Origin of the sequence: Streptococcus sp. 27098_8_70 (genome assembly GCF_041432215.1) — a bacterium.
GTDB classification, from domain to species: Bacteria; Bacillota; Bacilli; order Lactobacillales; family Streptococcaceae; genus Streptococcus; species Streptococcus oralis_CP.
The window spans coordinates 134,382-151,738 of the sequence record NZ_JAPVZD010000002.1 but is presented as its reverse complement, the minus strand read 5'-3'; the positions used below and the strand labels follow the sequence as shown (position 1 = coordinate 151,738).

Below are 17,357 nucleotides of genomic sequence, written 5' to 3'. Positions count from 1 at the left end.
TTTGCAAATAGAATAGAAAGATGCTTATGAAAACACCATTTATCAGCCGTGAAGATTTAGAAACAATTGTTGCAGAGTTCCCGACTCCCTTTCATTTGTATGACGAGAAGGGGATTCGTGAAAAAGCAAGAGCCGTCAACAAGGCCTTTTCTTGGAATAAGGGATTCAAAGAATATTTTGCCGTCAAGGCCACTCCAACCCCAGCCATCTTGAAAATCCTCCAAGAGGAAGGTTGTGGTGTGGACTGTTCTAGTTATGTAGAGCTCTTGATGAGCCATAAACTGGATTTTCCGGGTTCTGAGATCATGTTCTCTTCTAACAATACCCCAGACCAAGAGTACACCTATGCGCGTGAATTGGGTGCAACCATTAACTTGGATGCCTTTGAAGACATTGAACATCTGGAGCGAGCGGCAGGCATTCCAGAAATCATCTCTTGCCGTTACAACCCTGGAGGCGTTTTTGAGCTAGGAACAGATATCATGGACAATCCCGGGGAAGCTAAGTTTGGCATGACCAAGGATCAGCTTTTTGAAGCTTTTGCCATCTTAAAGGAAAAAGGAGCTAAGACTTTTGGGATTCACTCTTTCCTAGCATCTAATACTGTCACCCATCTCTATTATCCAGAGTTGGCACGTCAGCTCTTTGAATTAGCTGTGGAAATCAAGGAAAAATTGGGCATTTCACTGGACTTTATTAACCTTTCTGGCGGAATCGGTGTCAACTATCGCCCAGATCAGGAGCCAAATGATATTGCGATGATTGGTGAAGGGGTGCGTAAGGTGTATGAAGAAGTCCTTACGCCAGTAGGTCTTGGTCAGGTCAAGATTTTCACTGAATTGGGACGTTTTATGCTGGCACCCCACGGAGTTCTCGTCACAAAAGTCACCCATAAAAAGAAAACCTATCGTACCTATCTAGGTGTGGATGCATCAGCAGTCAACCTCATGCGACCAGCCATGTACGGTGCCTATCATCATATCAGCAATCTGACGCAACCAGACGGACCAGTTGAGGTGGTAGACGTGGTCGGTTCACTCTGTGAAAACAATGATAAATTTGCAGTGAATCGCGAACTACCTCATACAGAAATCGGTGATTTGCTGGTGATTCATGATACAGGTGCACATGGATTCTCTATGGGTTACCAGTACAATGCCAAACTACGCTCGGCAGAAATTCTCTATACCGAAGAAGGAAAAGCCCGCCAAATCCGCCGTGCAGAGCGCCCTGAGGACTATTTCGCAACCTTGTATGGTTTTGATTTTGAACCAGATCATTAAAAGAAATTGAAAATGAAAGTGAAAAACAGATTGCTTTCTAAAAAATAGACAAAAAACCTTGTTTTTCATCTCACTCATGATATAATAAAACTATAAAACGGTTTCAAGGAAGGTGACGATATGTCTGAAGAAACAATTGACTATGGACAAGTGACAGGAATGGTGCATTCGACAGAGAGTTTTGGGGCGGTAGATGGCCCTGGGATTCGGTTTATTGTCTTTTTGCAGGGTTGTCACATGCGTTGCCAGTACTGTCATAACCCTGATACATGGGCTATGGAAACCAATAAATCACGCGAACGGACAGTAGACGATGTCTTGACAGAAGCTCTTCGCTACCGTGGTTTTTGGGGAGACAAGGGAGGAATCACTGTTAGTGGAGGAGAAGCCCTCTTACAGATTGATTTCCTAATTGCCCTCTTTACCAAGGCCAAGGAAAAAGGAATCCACTGTACCTTGGATACCTGTGCCCTTCCATTCCGTAACAAGCCACGTTATCTCGAAAAGTTTAATAAACTCATGGCGGTGACAGACTTGGTTCTCTTGGATATCAAGGAAATCAACGAAGAACAGCACAAGATTGTAACCAGTCAAACCAATAAGAACATCTTGGCCTGTGCCCAGTACCTATCAGATATCGGGAAGCCTGTTTGGATTCGCCACGTGCTGGTTCCAGGATTGACAGATAGAGATGAGGATTTGATCGAACTTGGTAAGTTTGTCAAGACCCTCAAAAATGTTGACAAGTTTGAAATCCTACCTTATCATACGATGGGAGAATTCAAGTGGCGTGAACTTGGGATTCCTTATTCGCTTGAAGGGGTCAAACCTCCAACAGCAGACCGTGTCAAGAATGCCAAGGAATTGATGGATACAGAAAGTTACCAAGATTACATGAAACGTGTTCATGGATAAAAAAGAAGCCTGATGGAGACATCGGGCTTTTGTGATGCAAAAAGACTTAGCCTCTCAGCTAAGCCTTTTTCTTATTTTCTAGAATGTTGTTTACCAGCATTGCGTTTTTTATGTTTCTTATTAGTCATGATCGCAGTTGCTTGGTTTGGAGTGACATCTTTGCGTCCGCCTCCAGTTGAAAATGAACTTGCTTTTGGTGGGTTTTTTGCAAATTCTTCACGAACTTTTTTGCGGAGTTTTGGACGAACAACATAGTTAACGATGAACTGTTGGAGAATCATCATGAAACCACCGACAACCCAGTAAAGCGTCACACTGGCTGGTGCGAAGAGGGAGAAGACGACAATCATGAGTGGACTCACGTAAATCATTCTTTTTAGTTGATCTCTTTGCATCTCGTCTTCTACTCCATGAAGTGAAAGAAGTGATTGGAGATAGTAGAGGATACCAGCGAAAGCGACAAGGAGCAGACTTGGTGAACCAAGATCGATACCCAAGAAGGTAGAGCTAGCTACCCCGTCAGTGTATTGGGCTGCAAAGTAGATAGCAGAGAAGAAAGGCATTTGAATGAGGATAGGGAAACATCCTACACCACCGAACATGCTAATGCCATGTTCTTTCTGAGCTGCAAAGAGAGCTTGTTGTGCTTCTAGTTTTTCTTCTTGAGTGGTTGCTTCTTTGAGACGTGTTTGATGTGGTTCAAGCACGTGTTTGAGGGCATTCATCTTTTCAGAGTGAAGCGTTGCCTTCCATGATTGGTAGATACCAAGTGGCAAGATAATCAAGCGCACGATGATGGTTACGATGATGATAGCCACACCAAAGCCTAGACCTTTATCAGTAGCGAAGTACTTGATAGCTTCAGCCATAGGTGCTCCGATGGTATTCCAAATCAATCCTGTAGGTTGTCCTGTGGCTTTGTCTACTTGGACACAGCCTGTCAAGACGAGTAGCATAGCCACTCCCATAGCAGAGAGGGCAAAACGTTTAATAGATTTCAATGTTTTCATTCCTTCTTTAAAAATTATACCTTTCTATTCTACTGTTTTTTTGTAAAATATACAATAGTTCTAGAGACCTAATTTGCGACTTTGAAGTCCGAATAGGATGAAAAGTTGCTCATTTGTACATCTAGATAGGTAACTTTTGAAAAAGGTGTCGGACCTTTTCGGATTTCTTGGATAAATTTTGCCATAGTGGCAGAGGAGTCTGCCTGAGCAAGAATTTCCACTGTGCCATCGTCGTTATTCCAGACACGACCAGTGATGCCACCGATTTCAAGAGCTAAAGTAACAACACCCCAACGAAAACCAACACCCTGCACCCTGCCTTGGGCAATCATTCTAACCTTTTGCATACCAAACCCCTTTGATTGTGTTATAATATTTCTATGACTATTATAACCTCAAAAGCCAATTCTGTGGTAAAAAATGCCAAGAAATTACATCAAAAAAAATATCGAAAGTCTGCTTATTTGATTGAAGGCTGGCACTTATTCGAAGAAGCTGTTCAAGCAGGAGTGACGATTGAAAAGGTCTTTGCCCTAGAAAGTTACCGAGATCAGCTAGTTGCTTTTCCTCAAACTATTTGGGTTTCAGAGGAGATTTTGCTAGATTTGGCAGATACGCAAACTCCTCAAGGCATTGTTGCAGTGATTCAAAAAGAAGAAGTGGGACTGCCTGATCTCCATCAGGGCAAGTATCTATTTTTAGAGGATGTTCAAGATCCTGGTAATGTGGGCACCATGATTCGGACGGCGGATGCGGCAGGTTTTACAGGGGTTATTGTTTCAGACAAGTCAGCAGATATATACAGTCTCAAGACCCTGCGTTCCATGCAAGGAAGTCATTTTCATTTGCCTATCTATCGTATGCCTCTTGTCAGCTTTGTAGAAGAGGCAAAGAAGAGCAATTTGCCCATTCTGGCAACGACCTTATCGAGAGAGTCAAAGGATTATCGTGAGCTTTCTTCACTAGAGAACTTTGTTTTAGTCATGGGAAATGAAGGGCAGGGGATTAGTTCTGTCATGGCTGAGAGTGCTGATCAGCTGGTTCATATTGGCATGAAAGGCCGAGCAGAAAGTCTCAACGTAGCAGTTGCAGCAGGAATTTTGATGTTTTATTTTAGCTAATTTATAAAATCTTTGTTATAATCAAGACATATTTATAGAAAAAGGAGAATCAGAATGAATCAAACGATTATTCAAGAACGTTCAGGTCTTAATCAATTTTACGCTAAGGTTTATGCTTTTGTGGGACTTGGGATTGGTCTATCGGCTCTCGTGTCAGCTTTGATGTTGACAGTCTTTCAGTCCCAATTAGTCTACTTTTTAATGCATGGCCGTCTCTGGTTGATGATTGCAACTTTTGCAGAACTTGCTCTAGTCTTTGTTGCAAGTAGCATGGCTGCAAAAAATAGCCCAGCAGCTCTCCCAGTATTTTTAGTTTATTCTGTTTTAAATGGTTTTACCCTTAGCTTTGTCGTAGCCTTCTATACACCTGGGACCGTCTTATCAGCCTTTGTATCCAGCGCCCTTCTCTTCTTTGTCATGGCGGCAATCGGAATTTTCACTAAGAAAGATTTGAGTGGAATGGGCCGAGCTTTGATGGCGGCGCTTGTTGGTCTCATCATTGCCATGGTTGTGAATCTATTTTTAGCCAATAGCTTCTTTGACTACATGATTAGTATTGCCATGGTCTTGGTCTTCTCAGGTTTGATTGCTTGGGACAACCAAAAGATTCGCTATGTTTATGAACAGTCACGAGGACAAGTAGCGACAGGATGGGTCATCTCAATGGCGCTTAGCATCTACCTAGACTTTATCAACCTCTTCCTTAGCATCTTACGAATCTTTGGTCGAAACGATTAATGAATGTCAGAGTCAGTGTTCAAAAGAGCACTGACTTTTTCTTATTTACTCTTTTCTTTTCTTGGAAATAGGTGTATAATGCTTTTAACTAATTTTTGAGGAGCTGTTTATGAAGAAAAGTTTTATTCATCAACAAGAAGAAATTTCCTTTGTTAAAAATACCTTTACCCAGTATTTGAAAGATAAGTTAGAAGTTGTTGAAGTTCAAGGTCCTATCTTGAGCAAGGTCGGAGATGGGATGCAGGACAACCTGTCAGGTGTCGAAAATCCAGTATCTGTCAAGGTTTTGCAGATTCCAGATGAAACCTATGAAGTCGTTCACTCACTTGCCAAATGGAAACGCCACACCTTGGCTCGTTTTGGTTTCGGTGAAGGTGAGGGTCTATTTGTTCACATGAAGGCCCTTCGTCCAGACGAAGATTCGCTTGATGCGACCCACTCAGTTTATGTGGACCAGTGGGACTGGGAGAAGGTTATCCCAAATGGTCAACGCAATATCGCCTATCTCAAGGAAACTGTTGAGAAGATTTACAAGGCTATCCGTCTGACAGAGCTAGCCGTAGAAGCCCGCTACGATATCGAATCCATCTTGCCAAAACAAATCACCTTCATTCACACAGAAGAGTTGGTGGAACGCTATCCAGATCTAACACCGAAAGAGCGTGAAAATGCAATCTGTAAAGAGTTTGGTGCAGTCTTCTTGATTGGTATCGGTGGCGAGTTGCCTGACGGAAAACCTCATGATGGCCGTGCACCTGACTACGATGACTGGACAACAGAGTCTGAAAATGGCTACAAGGGGTTGAATGGCGATATTCTCGTTTGGAACGAATCTCTTGGTTGTGCCTTTGAACTTTCATCAATGGGGATTCGGGTAGATGAGGATACCCTTCGTCGCCAAGTGGCTCTTACAGGAGACGAAGATCGTCTTGAGCTGGAATGGCATAAAGCCCTGCTTAACGGCCTTTTTCCACTGACAATCGGTGGAGGGATCGGACAGTCTCGGATGGCCATGTTCCTTCTTCGTAAGAAACACATCGGAGAGGTTCAGACCAGTGTTTGGCCTCAAGAAGTTCGCGATACGTACGAAAATATTTTGTAGAGAATCGAACCGCAAGGTTCGGTTTTCTTTCTCTTTTTGCCTATAATTTGGTATAATAAACGGTATGAAAATCGTATCAGGAATCTACGGAGGGCGTCCCCTCAAGACGCTAGAAGGCAAGACGACGAGGCCGACATCAGATAAGGTGCGTGGAGCTATCTTTAACATGATAGGTCCCTATTTTGAGGGTGGTCGTGTTTTGGATCTCTATGCTGGCAGTGGTGGCTTATCCATTGAGGCAGTCTCGCGTGGGATGTCCCATGCTGTCTTAGTGGAACGGGATCGAAAGGCACAAGCTGTCATCGCTGAAAATATCCAAATGACCAAGGAAGCTTCCAAATTTCAGTTCTTAAAGATGGAGGCTGACCGAGCCTTGGAGCAAGTGAAAGGTCCCTTTGACCTGGTCTTTTTAGACCCTCCCTATGCCAAGGAACAAATCGTTGCAGATATCGAAAAAATGGCAGAAAGAAACCTTTTCTCCGAAGAGATCATGGTTGTCTGTGAAACCGATAAGTCTGTAGAACTACCAGAAGAAATCGCCTGCTTAGGTATCTGGAAGGAAAAAATATATGGGATTAGTAAGGTGACGGTCTATGTCAGATAAAATTGGATTATTTACAGGTTCATTTGATCCTATGACAAATGGACATCTGGATATCATTGAACGTGCCAGCAAACTCTTTGATAAGCTCTATGTCGGGGTGTTCTACAATCCCCACAAACAAGGCTTTCTCCCTGTTGAAAACCGCAAACGGGCAGTCGAAAAAGCGGTGGCGCATTTAGATAATGTAGAGGTGCTGGCTTCTCATGATCAACTAGTCGTTGATGTTGCAAGAAGACTGGGTGCTAAGACCCTTGTCCGTGGCTTGCGAAATACCACCGACTTGCAATACGAGTCTAGCTTTGACTACTACAATCATCAACTGGCTCCAGAAATCGAAACCATTTACCTATATAGCCGCCCAGAGCATCTTTATATCAGCTCTTCGGCCGTGAGAGAACTTCTGAAGTTTGGTCAGGAGATTCAGCAATATGTCCCAAACAGTGTTGTGGAGGAATTAGAACATGAAGAAAAAAACTAGATGGCCCTTATATGTCATCCTAGCACTAGTATTGACTTTTTTAGCCTTTGTAGTACCTTTACCTTACTACATAGAAGTTCCAGGTGGAGCGGAAGATATTCGTCGCGTTTTGAAAGTCAATGAAACAGAAGACACAGAAGCAGGAGCTTACCAGTTTGTAACAGTCGGTATTCGACACGCAACCCTATCGCATCTTGTCTATGCTTGGTTAACACCTTTCACAGATATTAGAAGTGCCAAGGAGACTACGGGTGGCTCTACTGATGCAGAGTTTATGCGGATCAATCAGTTCTACATGCAAACGTCCCAAAACATGGCCAAGTATCAAGGATTGAAGACGGCTGGAAAGGATATCGAACTCAAGTATCTGGGAGTTTATGTCTTGACCGTGACGGACAATTCAACTTTTAAGGGCATTCTGAACATAGCAGACACCGTGACGGCTGTTAATGACAAAACATTTGACAGTTCAAAAGACTTGGTCGACTATGTCAATTCTCAACAATTAGGAGACACGGTCAAGGTAACCTATGAGGAAGACGGAAAAGTCAAGTCTGCAGAAGGTAAAATTATCACTCTCGAAAACGGGAAAAACGGGATTGGGATTGGCTTGATTGACCGTACGGAAGTGACCAGTGATGTTCCAATTCGCTTTTCAACAGCTGGTATCGGCGGGCCAAGTGCCGGTCTCATGTTTAGTCTCGCTATTTACACCCAGATAGCAGATCCAGGACTTCGTAATGGCCGCGTCGTTGCGGGAACGGGAACCATTGATCGCGATGGAAATGTTGGAGACATCGGTGGAATTGACAAAAAAGTGGTTGCAGCCTCTCGTCAGGGAGCTAACATCTTTTTTGCTCCTGACAATCCAGTCACTGAGGAAGCAAAAAAAGCAGATCCCAATGCGAAAAGCAACTATGAAACAGCCCTAGAAGCTGCTAAAACGATCAAAACAGAGATGAAAATCGTTCCCGTTAAGACCTTGCAGGATGCGATTGATTACCTTAAAAACAATCCCTAATTCGTAGAAAAATTGAAAACTAGCGCGCAAGCGGATAAGATGGTATAATAGTCAAATGGTTCAATTATTATTCACTCTAAGTAGTCATATACTCTTTATTTATTTGAGTTTTTACCTTTTGAAGGATCTTGTGAGATGGGAAAAGGTTTTAAAAGTGACCGCTACTAACACAAAAAAAGTTCGTTTGTTGGTAGGCTTCTTTAGTATGGTGATGGGCTACATCTTGAGTTCATTCTTTATCGGTTTGTACCAACTGTGGCAAGAAGCACTTAGAGGACTATTATAAAATCAAAAGTAAAGGAAACAACTATGGAAAAAATTGTGGTTCAAGGCGGAGATAATCGTCTGGTCGGGAGTGTGACGATCGAGGGAGCAAAGAATGCAGTCTTGCCCTTGTTGGCAGCGACAATTCTAGCAAGCAAGGGTAAGACAGTCTTGCAGAACGTCCCAATCTTGTCAGATGTTTTCACCATGAATCAAGTGGTTCGAGGTCTGAATGCCAAGGTGGACTTTGATGAGGAAGCTCATGTTGTCGAGGTTGATGCGACTGGTGATATCACGGAGGAAGCTCCATACAAGTATGTCAGCAAGATGCGGGCATCCATCGTTGTCTTGGGACCAATCCTTGCTCGTGTAGGCCATGCCAAAGTTTCTATGCCAGGGGGATGTACCATCGGGAGTCGTCCAATCGACCTCCACCTCAAAGGTTTGGAAGCTATGGGGGCAAAGATTACCCAGACAGCTGGTTACATCGAAGCCAAGGCAGAACGCCTGCATGGTGCTCATATCTACATGGACTTCCCAAGTGTTGGCGCAACACAAAACCTGATGATGGCAGCGACTCTAGCTGATGGTGTGACGGTCATCGAAAATGCTGCGCGTGAGCCGGAAATTGTTGACCTTGCTATTCTCCTTAATGAAATGGGAGCCAAGGTCAAGGGAGCTGGTACCGAAACCATCACAGTGACTGGTGTTGAGGAACTCCATGGTACGACCCACAATGTGGTACAGGACCGTATCGAAGCCGGAACCTTTATGGTGGCTGCAGCTATGACTGGCGGAGATGTCCTCGTTCGCGATGCAGTCTGGGAACACAATCGCCCCTTGATTTCAAAACTCCTTGAAATGGGCGTTGAAGTGACAGAGGAATCAGAAGGCATTCGTATTCGTTCTCAACTTGAAAATCTCAAGGCTGTTCATGTAAAAACCTTACCACATCCAGGATTCCCAACAGATATGCAGGCGCAATTTACAGCTCTTATGACAGTCGCAAAAGGGGAATCCACCATGGTGGAAACGGTGTTTGAGAATCGCTTCCAACACTTGGAGGAAATGCGCCGTATGGGCTTGCACTCAGAGATTATCCGTGACACAGCTCGTATTGTTGGGGGACAGGCTTTACAGGGGGCAGAAGTTCTATCAACGGACCTTCGTGCTAGTGCGGCCTTGATTCTGACAGGTCTGGTAGCGCAAGGAGAGACAGTTGTTGGTAAATTAGTCCACCTTGACAGAGGTTACTACCGCTTCCATGAGAAGTTGGCTCAGCTAGGAGCGAAGATTCAGCGGATTGAGGCAAATGATGAAGAAGAATAAAAATATACGTTATGTACTCCGTCGCTTACTGTTGATTTTTATTGTACTCTTGCTGGGATTCCTTGCCTTAGGAATCGGCTTGATGATTGGCTACGGGATTCTAGGAAAGGGACAGGATCCATGGGCGATTTTGTCTCCAGCGAAATGGCAAGAATTGATTAGTAAATTTACAGGAAATTAGACTGGGAGGCCAGTCTTTTTCTAGAGATATAAGGAGAAAAATGGACAAAAAAACAAGACAAGCTCTGATAGGGTTACTTCTATTCTTACTCTTGGCTGCTGGAAGCTACTACATCAAGCAGATGCAGACAGCGCCAAACACCCCTAGAACCAAGGTTAGTCAGAAAAAACAAGCTTCAGAAGCTCCCAGTCAGGAGCTGGCTGAAAGTGTCTTAACTGAGTCAATCAAAAATCAAATCAAGGGGGGGCTCGAGTGGAATGGAGCAGGGGCCTTCATTGTCAATGGCAATAAAACCAATCTAGATGCCAAGGTTTCCAGCAAACCCTATGCGGATAATAAAACAAAGACAGTGGGAAAAGAAACAGTTCCAACTGTTGCCAATGCCATCTTATCCAAAGCGACTCGGCAGTATAAGAATCGTGAAGAGACTGGAAATGGCTCAACCTCTTGGACGCCACCAGGATGGCATCAGGTTAAGAATCTAAAGGGAGCCTACACACATGCAGTTGATAGAGGACATCTGCTGGGCTATGCCTTGATAGGTGGTTTGGATGGTTTTGATGCCTCTACCAGCAATCCCAAGAATATTGCAGTTCAGACGGCTTGGGCAAACCAAGCACAGGCTGAAGATTCGACAGGTCAGAACTACTATGAGAGTTTGGTCAGAAAAGCCTTGGACCAAAATAAGAGGGTCCGTTATCGGGTGACGCTCCACTATGCAACAAATGAGGACCTAGTTCCATCGGCTTCACAAATCGAAGCCAAGTCTTCAGATGGCGAATTGGAGTTCAATGTCCTAATCCCCAATGTTCAAAAGGGAATCCAGCTTAATTACCAAACGGGTCAAGTAACAGAGATGGACTAGAAACAATAGATACTATAAAAACAGCTCCTTTGTCTTCTAGAGGCAGGGGAGTTGTTGTTTAAATGAAAAATAATGTGAATCCTGAGGGATTTTATGATATAATGGAACACAAGATACTATTTTAGGAGAAGGACTATGGAAGACCCGAGCAGTCAGAATTTGTTGCTACAGTTTGTATTGTTATTTATCTTGACCCTGTTAAATGCTTTTTTCTCAGCCACTGAAATGGCGATGGTGTCACTAAACCGTTCCCGAGTGGAGCAAAAGGCAGAAGAGGGAGACAAACGTTACATTCGTTTGTTAAAGGTACTTGAAAATCCTAACCACTTTTTATCAACCATTCAAGTCGGTATCACCTTGATCACGATCTTGTCAGGGGCAAAATTGGCAGATACACTTGGACAAGTAATTGCCTCTTGGATGGGGAATGGAGAAACAGCTTATGCCATTGCAAGTTTCCTCTCTTTGGCATTCTTGACCTACATCTCTATTGTTTTTGGTGAACTCTATCCTAAACGGATTGCCCTTAATCTAAAAGATGCCTTAGCCATTCGCTCTGTTCCGATTATCATTGGGCTTGGGAAGATTGTCAGTCCCTTTGTCTGGTTGTTATCTGCTTCAACCAATCTCTTGAGTCGTTTAACGCCAATGACCTTTGATGATGCGGATGAAAAAATGACTCGAGATGAAATTGAGTACATGTTGACCAAAAGTGAGGAAACTTTGGATGCAGACGAAATCGAGATGTTACAAGGGATTTTCTCTCTAGATGAGCTGATGGCGAGAGAAGTCATGGTTCCTCGGACGGATGCCTTTATGGTGGATATTCAGGATGATAGTCAAACCATTATCCAAAGTATTCTAAAGCAAAATTTCTCACGTATCCCTGTTTATGATGGGGATAAGGACAATGTGATTGGTTTGATTCATACCAAGCGTTTGCTAAACGCTGCCTATGCAGATGGCTTTGAAAACATTGTCTGGAAGAAGATCTTACAAGATCCACTCTTTGTTCCTGAAACTATTTTTGTGGATGACTTGCTAAAAGAATTGCGAAATACCCAAAGACAAATGGCCATTTTGCTCGATGAATACGGTGGTATGGCTGGACTGGTCACACTGGAAGACCTGCTGGAGGAGATTGTCGGAGAAATCGACGATGAGACAGACCGAGCAGAAATCGAAGTCCATCAAATCGGTGAGGACACCTATATTGCACAGGGAACCATGAATCTTAACGACTTCAATAACTACTTTGGTGTCGAACTAGAAAGCGATGATGTGGATACCATCGCCGGTTATTATTTGACGGGTGTTGGTACGATTCCAACAACTGAAAAAATCAGTTATGAACTGGTCAGTCAAAACAAGCAAATCGTCCTGACCAATGATAAGGTGAAAAATGGACGTGTTACCAAGGTAAAAGTTCAAATCACAGAACTAGAACCTGAAGAAGAAACAGAATAAAGCAGTGACTTGAGTCACTGCTTTTTGTAAATCTAGATGGTAGGTTCAGTTATCCCCACTTATTAGGAATAATAAAAAAAGCCCGGTTTTACGAGCTTTTCATTTGGTTAATTCCTGTTCATTCAGGAACTGAAAGGCGGTAGACGGATTTGAACCGACGATCAAGCTTTTGCAGAGCCGTGCCTTACCACTTGGCTATACCGCCTCAACGTTTATTATTATACCTTGAAAATCATTTCCCGTCAATAGTTTCTTATTCTAAAATCCAATTTAGGAAAACAGATGATGATCGAAGAAGTGAGAAAAAGCTTGTAAAAATCCCTTTCTAAAGAAGATCAGACTAGAAAGTATTTCTTGCAGAAACAAACAAAGAATGCAGAAATTTTGACAAATAGAAGTTTTTTGAGGAAATGCGCCAAAATATTCTGAAAATTCGTTTACTTTTTAAAAAATATATGTTATAATTTCCAATAAGCCTAAATTTTTCAAGAGGAGTTAAAAACATGAAAAAAAGTAGAGTATTTGTTGCAGCAGGTGTTGCTTTATTAGCGGCAGGAGTACTAGCTGCTTGTGGTTCTTCAAAATCATCTGATTCAACAGCGCCAAAAAATTATGGCTATGTTTATACAGCTGACCCAGAAACGTTGGATTACCTCATTTCAGGGAAACAAAGTACTAAGGTCGCCACTTCAAATGGTATCGATGGTCTTTTCACAAACGACAAGTATGGGAATTTAGTTCCTGCAGTTGCAGAAGACTGGTCAGTTTCAAAAGATGGTTTGACTTATACCTACAAGATTCGTAAAGGTGTCAAATGGATGACATCTGATGGCGAAGAGTATGCTGAAGTAACAGCCAAAGACTTTGTAAATGGTTTGAAACACGCAGCTGACAATAAATCAGCAGCTAAGTATCTAGCAGAAGATTCAGTTAAAGGTCTAGCTGACTATATAGCTGGAAACAATAAAGATTTTGCTTCAGTCGGTGTAAAAGCAGTTGATGATTACACCCTTGAATACACTTTGAACAAACCAGAACCATACTGGAACTCTAAGCTGGCCTACTCAATCTTCTGGCCATTGAACGAAGAATTTGAAAAATCAAAAGGATCTGATTTTGGTAAAGCGACTGACCCTACATCATTGCTTTACAATGGACCATTCTTGCTGAGAGGTTTGACTGCTAAGTCATCTATCGAATTTGTGAAGAATGAAAACTATTGGGACAAAGACAATGTTCATCTTGATAAAGTAACACTTGCTTACTATGATGGTTCAGATCAAGAATCAATTGAACGTAACTTTACAAGTGGGGCTTATAGCTATGCCCGTCTCTTCCCAACAAGTTCAAACTACTCTAAGGTAGAAGAAACATACAAAGACAATATCTACTACACTCCATCAGGTCCAGGTATTGGTGGTTTGGGTGTAAATATTGACCGTCAAGGTTACAAATACACTTCTAAGACAACTGATGAAGAGAAGATTTCTACTAAGAAAGCCCTTCTTAACAAGGACTTCCGTCAGGCTTTGAACTTTGCCTTTGACCGTACTTCTTACTCAGCACAAATTAACGGTAAGGAAGGTGCTCCTCTTGCAGTTCGTAACCTCTTTGTGAAACCAGACTTTGTCTCTGCAGGCGAAAAAACTTTCGGTGACTTGGTAACTGAAAAGATGGCTGCTTACGGTGATGAATGGAAGAATGTAAACTTTGCGGATGGTCAAGATGGACTTTTCAACGCCGATAAAGCCAAAGCTGAATTTGCCAAAGCTAAAACAGCATTGGAAGCAGAAGGTGTGAAATTCCCTATCCACTTGGATATCCCAGTAGACCAAACATCTAAAAACTATATCGCACGTATTCAATCCTTCAAACAATCCGTTGAGACAGTACTTGGAGAAGAAAACGTAGTCATCGATATCCAACAAATCACTACAGATGAACTACAGAATATTACATACTATGCAGCAAGCGCTGCGGCAGAAGATTGGGATCTCTCAGGTGCTGTTGGATGGAACCCTGACTATGAAGATCCATCAACTTACCTTGATATCTTGAAAACAACGAATGCTGAACAAACAAAAACCTATATGGGTTACGAAGGTGCAGATAATGCTGCAGCAGCTCAAGTTGGTTTGAAAGAATACGATAAGTTAGTTGATGAAGCAGGAAAAGAAACAAGTGACTTGAATGTTCGTTATGAAAAATATGCGGCTGCCCAAGCTTGGTTGACAGATAGCTCACTCTTCTTGCCAGCTATGTCATCAAGTGGTGCTGCACCAATCATTTCTCGTGTTGTGCCTTTCTCTGCATCATACAGTCAATCTGGAGATAAGGGCTCAGACGTATACTTCAAGTATATTCAGTTACAAGATAAGGTTGTAACAAAAGCTGACTATGAACAAGCTCGTGAAAAATGGCTCAAAGAGAAAAAAGAATCAAACGAAAAAGTTCAAAAAGAATTGGCTAATCACGTTAAATAAATAACTCTCAAGAGAACTTTCTCTCCATGAGGAGAAGGTTCTTTTGGGATTTTAAAAGGAAACGATATGAAGAAATATATTTTTATGCGTGTATTGCGTTCATTGTTGTCTATTTTCTTGGTGACAACTTTGACCTACACAATTATCTATACGATGGTTCCTCGAAAACTGATTTTCAAGCAGGATACCAACTATAACAAGATTGCAACGACACCGGATAAGCGGGATAATTATGAAAATACCGTTTATGAACGGATGGGCTATATCGAGTACTACGATACCAAAGAGTTGCAAGAAAGAGCTAGCACGATGGACTCATCTGTAACAGTGGATGCCAATGATACCAATAAGGCAATCTACGAAAAATACATCAACCAACTAGGAAATGGTTGGACACTCGGTGTGTTCTCAGAAAGTGGTCAATTCTATGCTACGCGTGAAATTCCAATTTTTGAACGTGTTTTCAAATTCTATGCCAACTTGATTGATATTGATCATCCAAACAAGATCCAGGACCCTGAAAATCCAAACTTGGAACGCTATCTTCGTTTTGAAAATGACCCTGCTATCGGTTGGTCATTGGTTGGCTCAGGTACAAAACATAAATACCTTTTGTATTTCAACAATCAATTTCCATTTGTACACCAAAACTTTGTGAACATTAACTTGGGTGACTCTTACCCAACTTATGCAAACACACCAGTGCTTCAAGTTATCACACAAGGTCAGGGACAAACTAAGACATCAGAAGTTCAATTCCCTACAGGTAAAAAGACTTCATCTGTAGATATCTACTCTCGTACCTACAAATCTCCAAGTCAAGCAGATGCGCGTGAGGTAGCCAACTATGGTAAGGATGATCCATATACAGCTACAGAAAGCAATTACCAATACCCATCAATGATTGCAAGCTCAGCGGTTGCTGGTTTGATTGGTTTGATTATTTCTTATGCGATTGCGATTCCACTTGGATCTGCTATGGCTCGCCACAAGAATACTTGGATTGATAGCTTCTCGACAGGTGCTCTAACCTTCTTGCTTGCTCTTCCAACGATTGCCTTGGTTTACATCGTCCGCTTGATTGGATCATCCATTGGTCTGCCTGACTCATTCCCTATTTTGGGTGCTGGAGATTGGCGTTCTTATGTCTTGCCAGCAGTTATTCTAGGTTTGTTGGGTGCACCAAGTACGGCTATCTGGATTCGTCGTTACATGATCGACTTGCAATCTCAGGACTTCGTTCGTTTTGCTCGTGCAAAAGGTTTGTCTGAAAAAGAAATTTCAAATAAACACATCTTTAAAAATGCCATGGTTCCTTTGGTTTCAGGTATTCCTGGTGCCGTAATCGGAGTTATCGGTGGTGCAACATTGACAGAAACGGTCTTCGCTTTCCCAGGTATGGGTAAAATGTTGATTGATTCTGTTAAGGCATCAAACAACTCAATGGTAGTTGGTCTTGTCTTCATCTTCACATGTATTTCTATCTTCTCACTCTTTGTAGGTGATATCTGGATGACCATGCTTGACCCACGTATTAAATTGACAGAGAAAGGAGGCAAATAATGTCAACAATCGATAAAGAAAAATTTCAGTTCGTAAAACGTGACGATTTTGCCTCTGAAACAATTGATGCTCCTGCCTATTCATACTGGGGTTCTGTATTTAGACAATTTCTAAAGAAAAAATCAACCGTCTTTATGCTAGGAATTTTGGTTGCTATTATCTTGATGAGCTTTATTTACCCAATGTTCTCAGATTTTGACTTCAACGATGTAAGTAAGGTCAATGACTTCTCTGCTCGTTTTATCAAGCCCAATGCTGAACATTGGTTTGGTACAGATAGCAATGGTAAATCCTTGTTTGACGGGGTTTGGTTTGGTGCGCGTAACTCTATCCTCATCTCTGTAATTGCAACTTTTATCAACCTTGTGATTGGGGTTATTGTTGGTGGAATCTGGGGAATTTCAAAATCCGTTGACCGCGTCATGATGGAGGTTTATAACATTATTTCAAACATTCCATCCCTCTTGATTGTCATTGTCTTGACTTACTCAATTGGTGCTGGTTTCTGGAATTTGATTTTTGCCATGAGTGTGACAACTTGGATTGGGATTGCTTATATGATTCGTATCCAAATCATGCGTTACCGTGACTTGGAATACAACCTTGCTTCTCAAACACTTGGAACACCAACCTTTAAAATCATTGTTAAAAACATCATGCCACAATTGGTATCTGTTATTGTTTCTACGATGACCTTGATGTTGCCAAGTTTTATCTCTTATGAAGCCTTCCTTTCCTTCTTTGGATTGGGATTACCTGTAACAGTGCCAAGTTTGGGACGTTTGATCTCAGATTACTCACAAAACGTTACGACCAACGCTTACTTGTTCTGGATTCCATTGACAACCTTGATCTTGGTATCCCTATCTCTTTTCGTTGTTGGTCAAAACCTAGCGGATGCTAGTGATCCACGTACACATAGATAGGAGTAGG

Annotated in this window: 18 protein-coding genes and 1 tRNA gene; 16 read left to right on the top strand and 3 right to left on the bottom strand. The window is 42.2% G+C overall.

All coding sequences use genetic code 11. The features are described from left to right. The first annotated feature begins 26 nt into the window (after window positions 1–26). Window positions 27–1,283: a diaminopimelate decarboxylase gene (locus tag O3655_RS06380; RefSeq protein ID WP_308697413.1), complete on the top strand. Its 1,257-nt coding sequence runs from the start codon at window positions 27–29 to the stop codon at window positions 1,281–1,283. A gap of 120 nt (window positions 1,284–1,403) precedes the next feature. Further along, on the top strand, window positions 1,404–2,198 hold the full coding sequence (pflA, locus tag O3655_RS06375; RefSeq protein WP_001288281.1) for a pyruvate formate-lyase-activating protein: 795 nt from the start codon (window positions 1,404–1,406) through the stop codon (window positions 2,196–2,198). Window positions 2,199–2,269: 71 nt separating this feature from the next. On the opposite strand, the gene yidC is transcribed toward pflA, so the two are convergent. Together yidC and O3655_RS06365 are read right to left on the bottom strand one after the other, a co-directional pair. Then, entirely contained in the window at window positions 2,270–3,199 is a 930-nt protein-coding gene (gene yidC / locus O3655_RS06370; RefSeq protein ID WP_049479479.1) for a membrane protein insertase YidC, read from the bottom strand. A gap of 77 nt (window positions 3,200–3,276) precedes the next feature. Then, complete coding sequence (locus O3655_RS06365) at window positions 3,277–3,555, bottom strand: acylphosphatase (protein ID WP_001174609.1); 279 nt, start codon at window positions 3,553–3,555, stop codon at window positions 3,277–3,279. Between the two features lie 33 nt (window positions 3,556–3,588). Here O3655_RS06365 and O3655_RS06360 point away from each other — a divergent pair, with 33 nt between their 5' ends. The 11 genes from O3655_RS06360 to O3655_RS06310 all read left to right on the top strand — a co-directional run bounded on the left by O3655_RS06360 (window position 3,589) and on the right by O3655_RS06310 (window position 12,378). Further along, window positions 3,589–4,329 (top strand): RNA methyltransferase, encoded by a 741-nt coding sequence (locus tag O3655_RS06360; protein ID WP_008289068.1) that lies wholly within the window; start codon window positions 3,589–3,591, stop codon window positions 4,327–4,329. Between the two features lie 54 nt (window positions 4,330–4,383). After that, window positions 4,384–5,067 (top strand): Bax inhibitor-1/YccA family protein, encoded by a 684-nt coding sequence (locus tag O3655_RS06355; protein ID WP_001076870.1) that lies wholly within the window; start codon window positions 4,384–4,386, stop codon window positions 5,065–5,067. Window positions 5,068–5,176: 109 nt separating this feature from the next. Beyond that, window positions 5,177–6,169: an aspartate--ammonia ligase gene (asnA, locus tag O3655_RS06350; RefSeq protein WP_000747998.1), complete on the top strand. Its 993-nt coding sequence runs from the start codon at window positions 5,177–5,179 to the stop codon at window positions 6,167–6,169. 64 nt (window positions 6,170–6,233) lie between these two features. Beyond that, on the top strand, window positions 6,234–6,773 hold the full coding sequence (gene rsmD, locus O3655_RS06345; protein WP_070656921.1) for a 16S rRNA (guanine(966)-N(2))-methyltransferase RsmD: 540 nt from the start codon (window positions 6,234–6,236) through the stop codon (window positions 6,771–6,773). Further along, a complete protein-coding gene (gene coaD, locus O3655_RS06340; RefSeq protein ID WP_001280715.1) occupies window positions 6,763–7,251 on the top strand; it encodes a pantetheine-phosphate adenylyltransferase in 489 nt (162 codons plus the stop codon). Before rsmD ends, coaD begins: the two co-directional genes overlap by 11 nt. After that, entirely contained in the window at window positions 7,235–8,272 is a 1,038-nt protein-coding gene (locus O3655_RS06335) for a SepM family pheromone-processing serine protease (RefSeq protein ID WP_049501597.1), read from the top strand. The genes coaD and O3655_RS06335 overlap by 17 nt, the downstream gene beginning before the upstream one ends. Window positions 8,273–8,327: 55 nt before the next feature. Next, window positions 8,328–8,558 (top strand): DUF1146 family protein, encoded by a 231-nt coding sequence (locus O3655_RS06330; RefSeq protein WP_371641242.1) that lies wholly within the window; start codon window positions 8,328–8,330, stop codon window positions 8,556–8,558. 23 nt (window positions 8,559–8,581) lie between these two features. Then, window positions 8,582–9,865 (top strand): UDP-N-acetylglucosamine 1-carboxyvinyltransferase, encoded by a 1,284-nt coding sequence (gene murA, locus O3655_RS06325; RefSeq protein ID WP_033629306.1) that lies wholly within the window; start codon window positions 8,582–8,584, stop codon window positions 9,863–9,865. Beyond that, on the top strand, window positions 9,852–10,046 hold the full coding sequence (locus O3655_RS06320; protein WP_000739700.1) for a DNA-directed RNA polymerase subunit beta: 195 nt from the start codon (window positions 9,852–9,854) through the stop codon (window positions 10,044–10,046). The genes murA and O3655_RS06320 overlap by 14 nt, the downstream gene beginning before the upstream one ends. Before the next feature lie 40 nt (window positions 10,047–10,086). Then, window positions 10,087–10,911, top strand: a complete 825-nt coding sequence (locus O3655_RS06315) for a DNA/RNA non-specific endonuclease (RefSeq protein WP_033629307.1) — start codon at window positions 10,087–10,089, stop codon at window positions 10,909–10,911. Window positions 10,912–11,046: 135 nt separating this feature from the next. Further along, the gene (locus tag O3655_RS06310; protein WP_033629308.1) at window positions 11,047–12,378 is read left to right on the top strand and encodes a hemolysin family protein; all 1,332 of its coding nucleotides are present in this window, start codon (window positions 11,047–11,049) and stop codon (window positions 12,376–12,378) included. 134 nt (window positions 12,379–12,512) lie between these two features. Here the strand turns inward: O3655_RS06310 and O3655_RS06305 are convergent. Continuing rightward, window positions 12,513–12,583: transfer RNA gene (locus tag O3655_RS06305), tRNA-Cys, on the bottom strand. A 298-nt stretch (window positions 12,584–12,881) separates the two neighbouring features. Here O3655_RS06305 and O3655_RS06300 point away from each other — a divergent pair. From O3655_RS06300 to oppC, 3 genes are all read left to right on the top strand, one after another. Then, window positions 12,882–14,861 (top strand): peptide ABC transporter substrate-binding protein, encoded by a 1,980-nt coding sequence (locus O3655_RS06300; RefSeq protein ID WP_049479469.1) that lies wholly within the window; start codon window positions 12,882–12,884, stop codon window positions 14,859–14,861. Between the two features lie 66 nt (window positions 14,862–14,927). Continuing rightward, window positions 14,928–16,424 (top strand): ABC transporter permease, encoded by a 1,497-nt coding sequence (locus O3655_RS06295; protein WP_049520606.1) that lies wholly within the window; start codon window positions 14,928–14,930, stop codon window positions 16,422–16,424. Further along, window positions 16,424–17,350, top strand: a complete 927-nt coding sequence (gene oppC, locus O3655_RS06290; protein ID WP_000103692.1) for an oligopeptide ABC transporter permease OppC — start codon at window positions 16,424–16,426, stop codon at window positions 17,348–17,350. Before O3655_RS06295 ends, oppC begins: the two co-directional genes overlap by 1 nt. The last annotated feature ends 7 nt before the right edge of the window (window positions 17,351–17,357 follow it).

Excerpts from the sequence above, each read along its gene's own strand:
- O3655_RS06380 (WP_308697413.1), top strand. The coding sequence starts at position 27 with ATGAAAACACCATTTATCAGCCGTGAAGATTTAGAAACAATTGTTGCA.
- pflA (WP_001288281.1), top strand. The coding sequence starts at position 1,404 with ATGTCTGAAGAAACAATTGACTATGGACAAGTGACAGGAATGGTGCAT.
- O3655_RS06365 (WP_001174609.1), bottom strand. The coding sequence starts at position 3,555 with ATGCAAAAGGTTAGAATGATTGCCCAAGGCAGGGTGCAGGGTGTTGGT.
- O3655_RS06360 (WP_008289068.1), top strand. The coding sequence starts at position 3,589 with ATGACTATTATAACCTCAAAAGCCAATTCTGTGGTAAAAAATGCCAAG.
- O3655_RS06355 (WP_001076870.1), top strand. The coding sequence starts at position 4,384 with ATGAATCAAACGATTATTCAAGAACGTTCAGGTCTTAATCAATTTTAC.
- asnA (WP_000747998.1), top strand. The coding sequence starts at position 5,177 with ATGAAGAAAAGTTTTATTCATCAACAAGAAGAAATTTCCTTTGTTAAA.
- rsmD (WP_070656921.1), top strand. The coding sequence starts at position 6,234 with ATGAAAATCGTATCAGGAATCTACGGAGGGCGTCCCCTCAAGACGCTA.
- coaD (WP_001280715.1), top strand. The coding sequence starts at position 6,763 with ATGTCAGATAAAATTGGATTATTTACAGGTTCATTTGATCCTATGACA.
- O3655_RS06335 (WP_049501597.1), top strand. The coding sequence starts at position 7,235 with ATGAAGAAAAAAACTAGATGGCCCTTATATGTCATCCTAGCACTAGTA.
- O3655_RS06330 (WP_371641242.1), top strand. The coding sequence starts at position 8,328 with ATGGTTCAATTATTATTCACTCTAAGTAGTCATATACTCTTTATTTAT.
- murA (WP_033629306.1), top strand. The coding sequence starts at position 8,582 with ATGGAAAAAATTGTGGTTCAAGGCGGAGATAATCGTCTGGTCGGGAGT.
- O3655_RS06320 (WP_000739700.1), top strand. The coding sequence starts at position 9,852 with ATGAAGAAGAATAAAAATATACGTTATGTACTCCGTCGCTTACTGTTG.
- O3655_RS06315 (WP_033629307.1), top strand. The coding sequence starts at position 10,087 with ATGGACAAAAAAACAAGACAAGCTCTGATAGGGTTACTTCTATTCTTA.
- O3655_RS06310 (WP_033629308.1), top strand. The coding sequence starts at position 11,047 with ATGGAAGACCCGAGCAGTCAGAATTTGTTGCTACAGTTTGTATTGTTA.
- O3655_RS06300 (WP_049479469.1), top strand. The coding sequence starts at position 12,882 with ATGAAAAAAAGTAGAGTATTTGTTGCAGCAGGTGTTGCTTTATTAGCG.
- O3655_RS06295 (WP_049520606.1), top strand. The coding sequence starts at position 14,928 with ATGAAGAAATATATTTTTATGCGTGTATTGCGTTCATTGTTGTCTATT.
- oppC (WP_000103692.1), top strand. The coding sequence starts at position 16,424 with ATGTCAACAATCGATAAAGAAAAATTTCAGTTCGTAAAACGTGACGAT.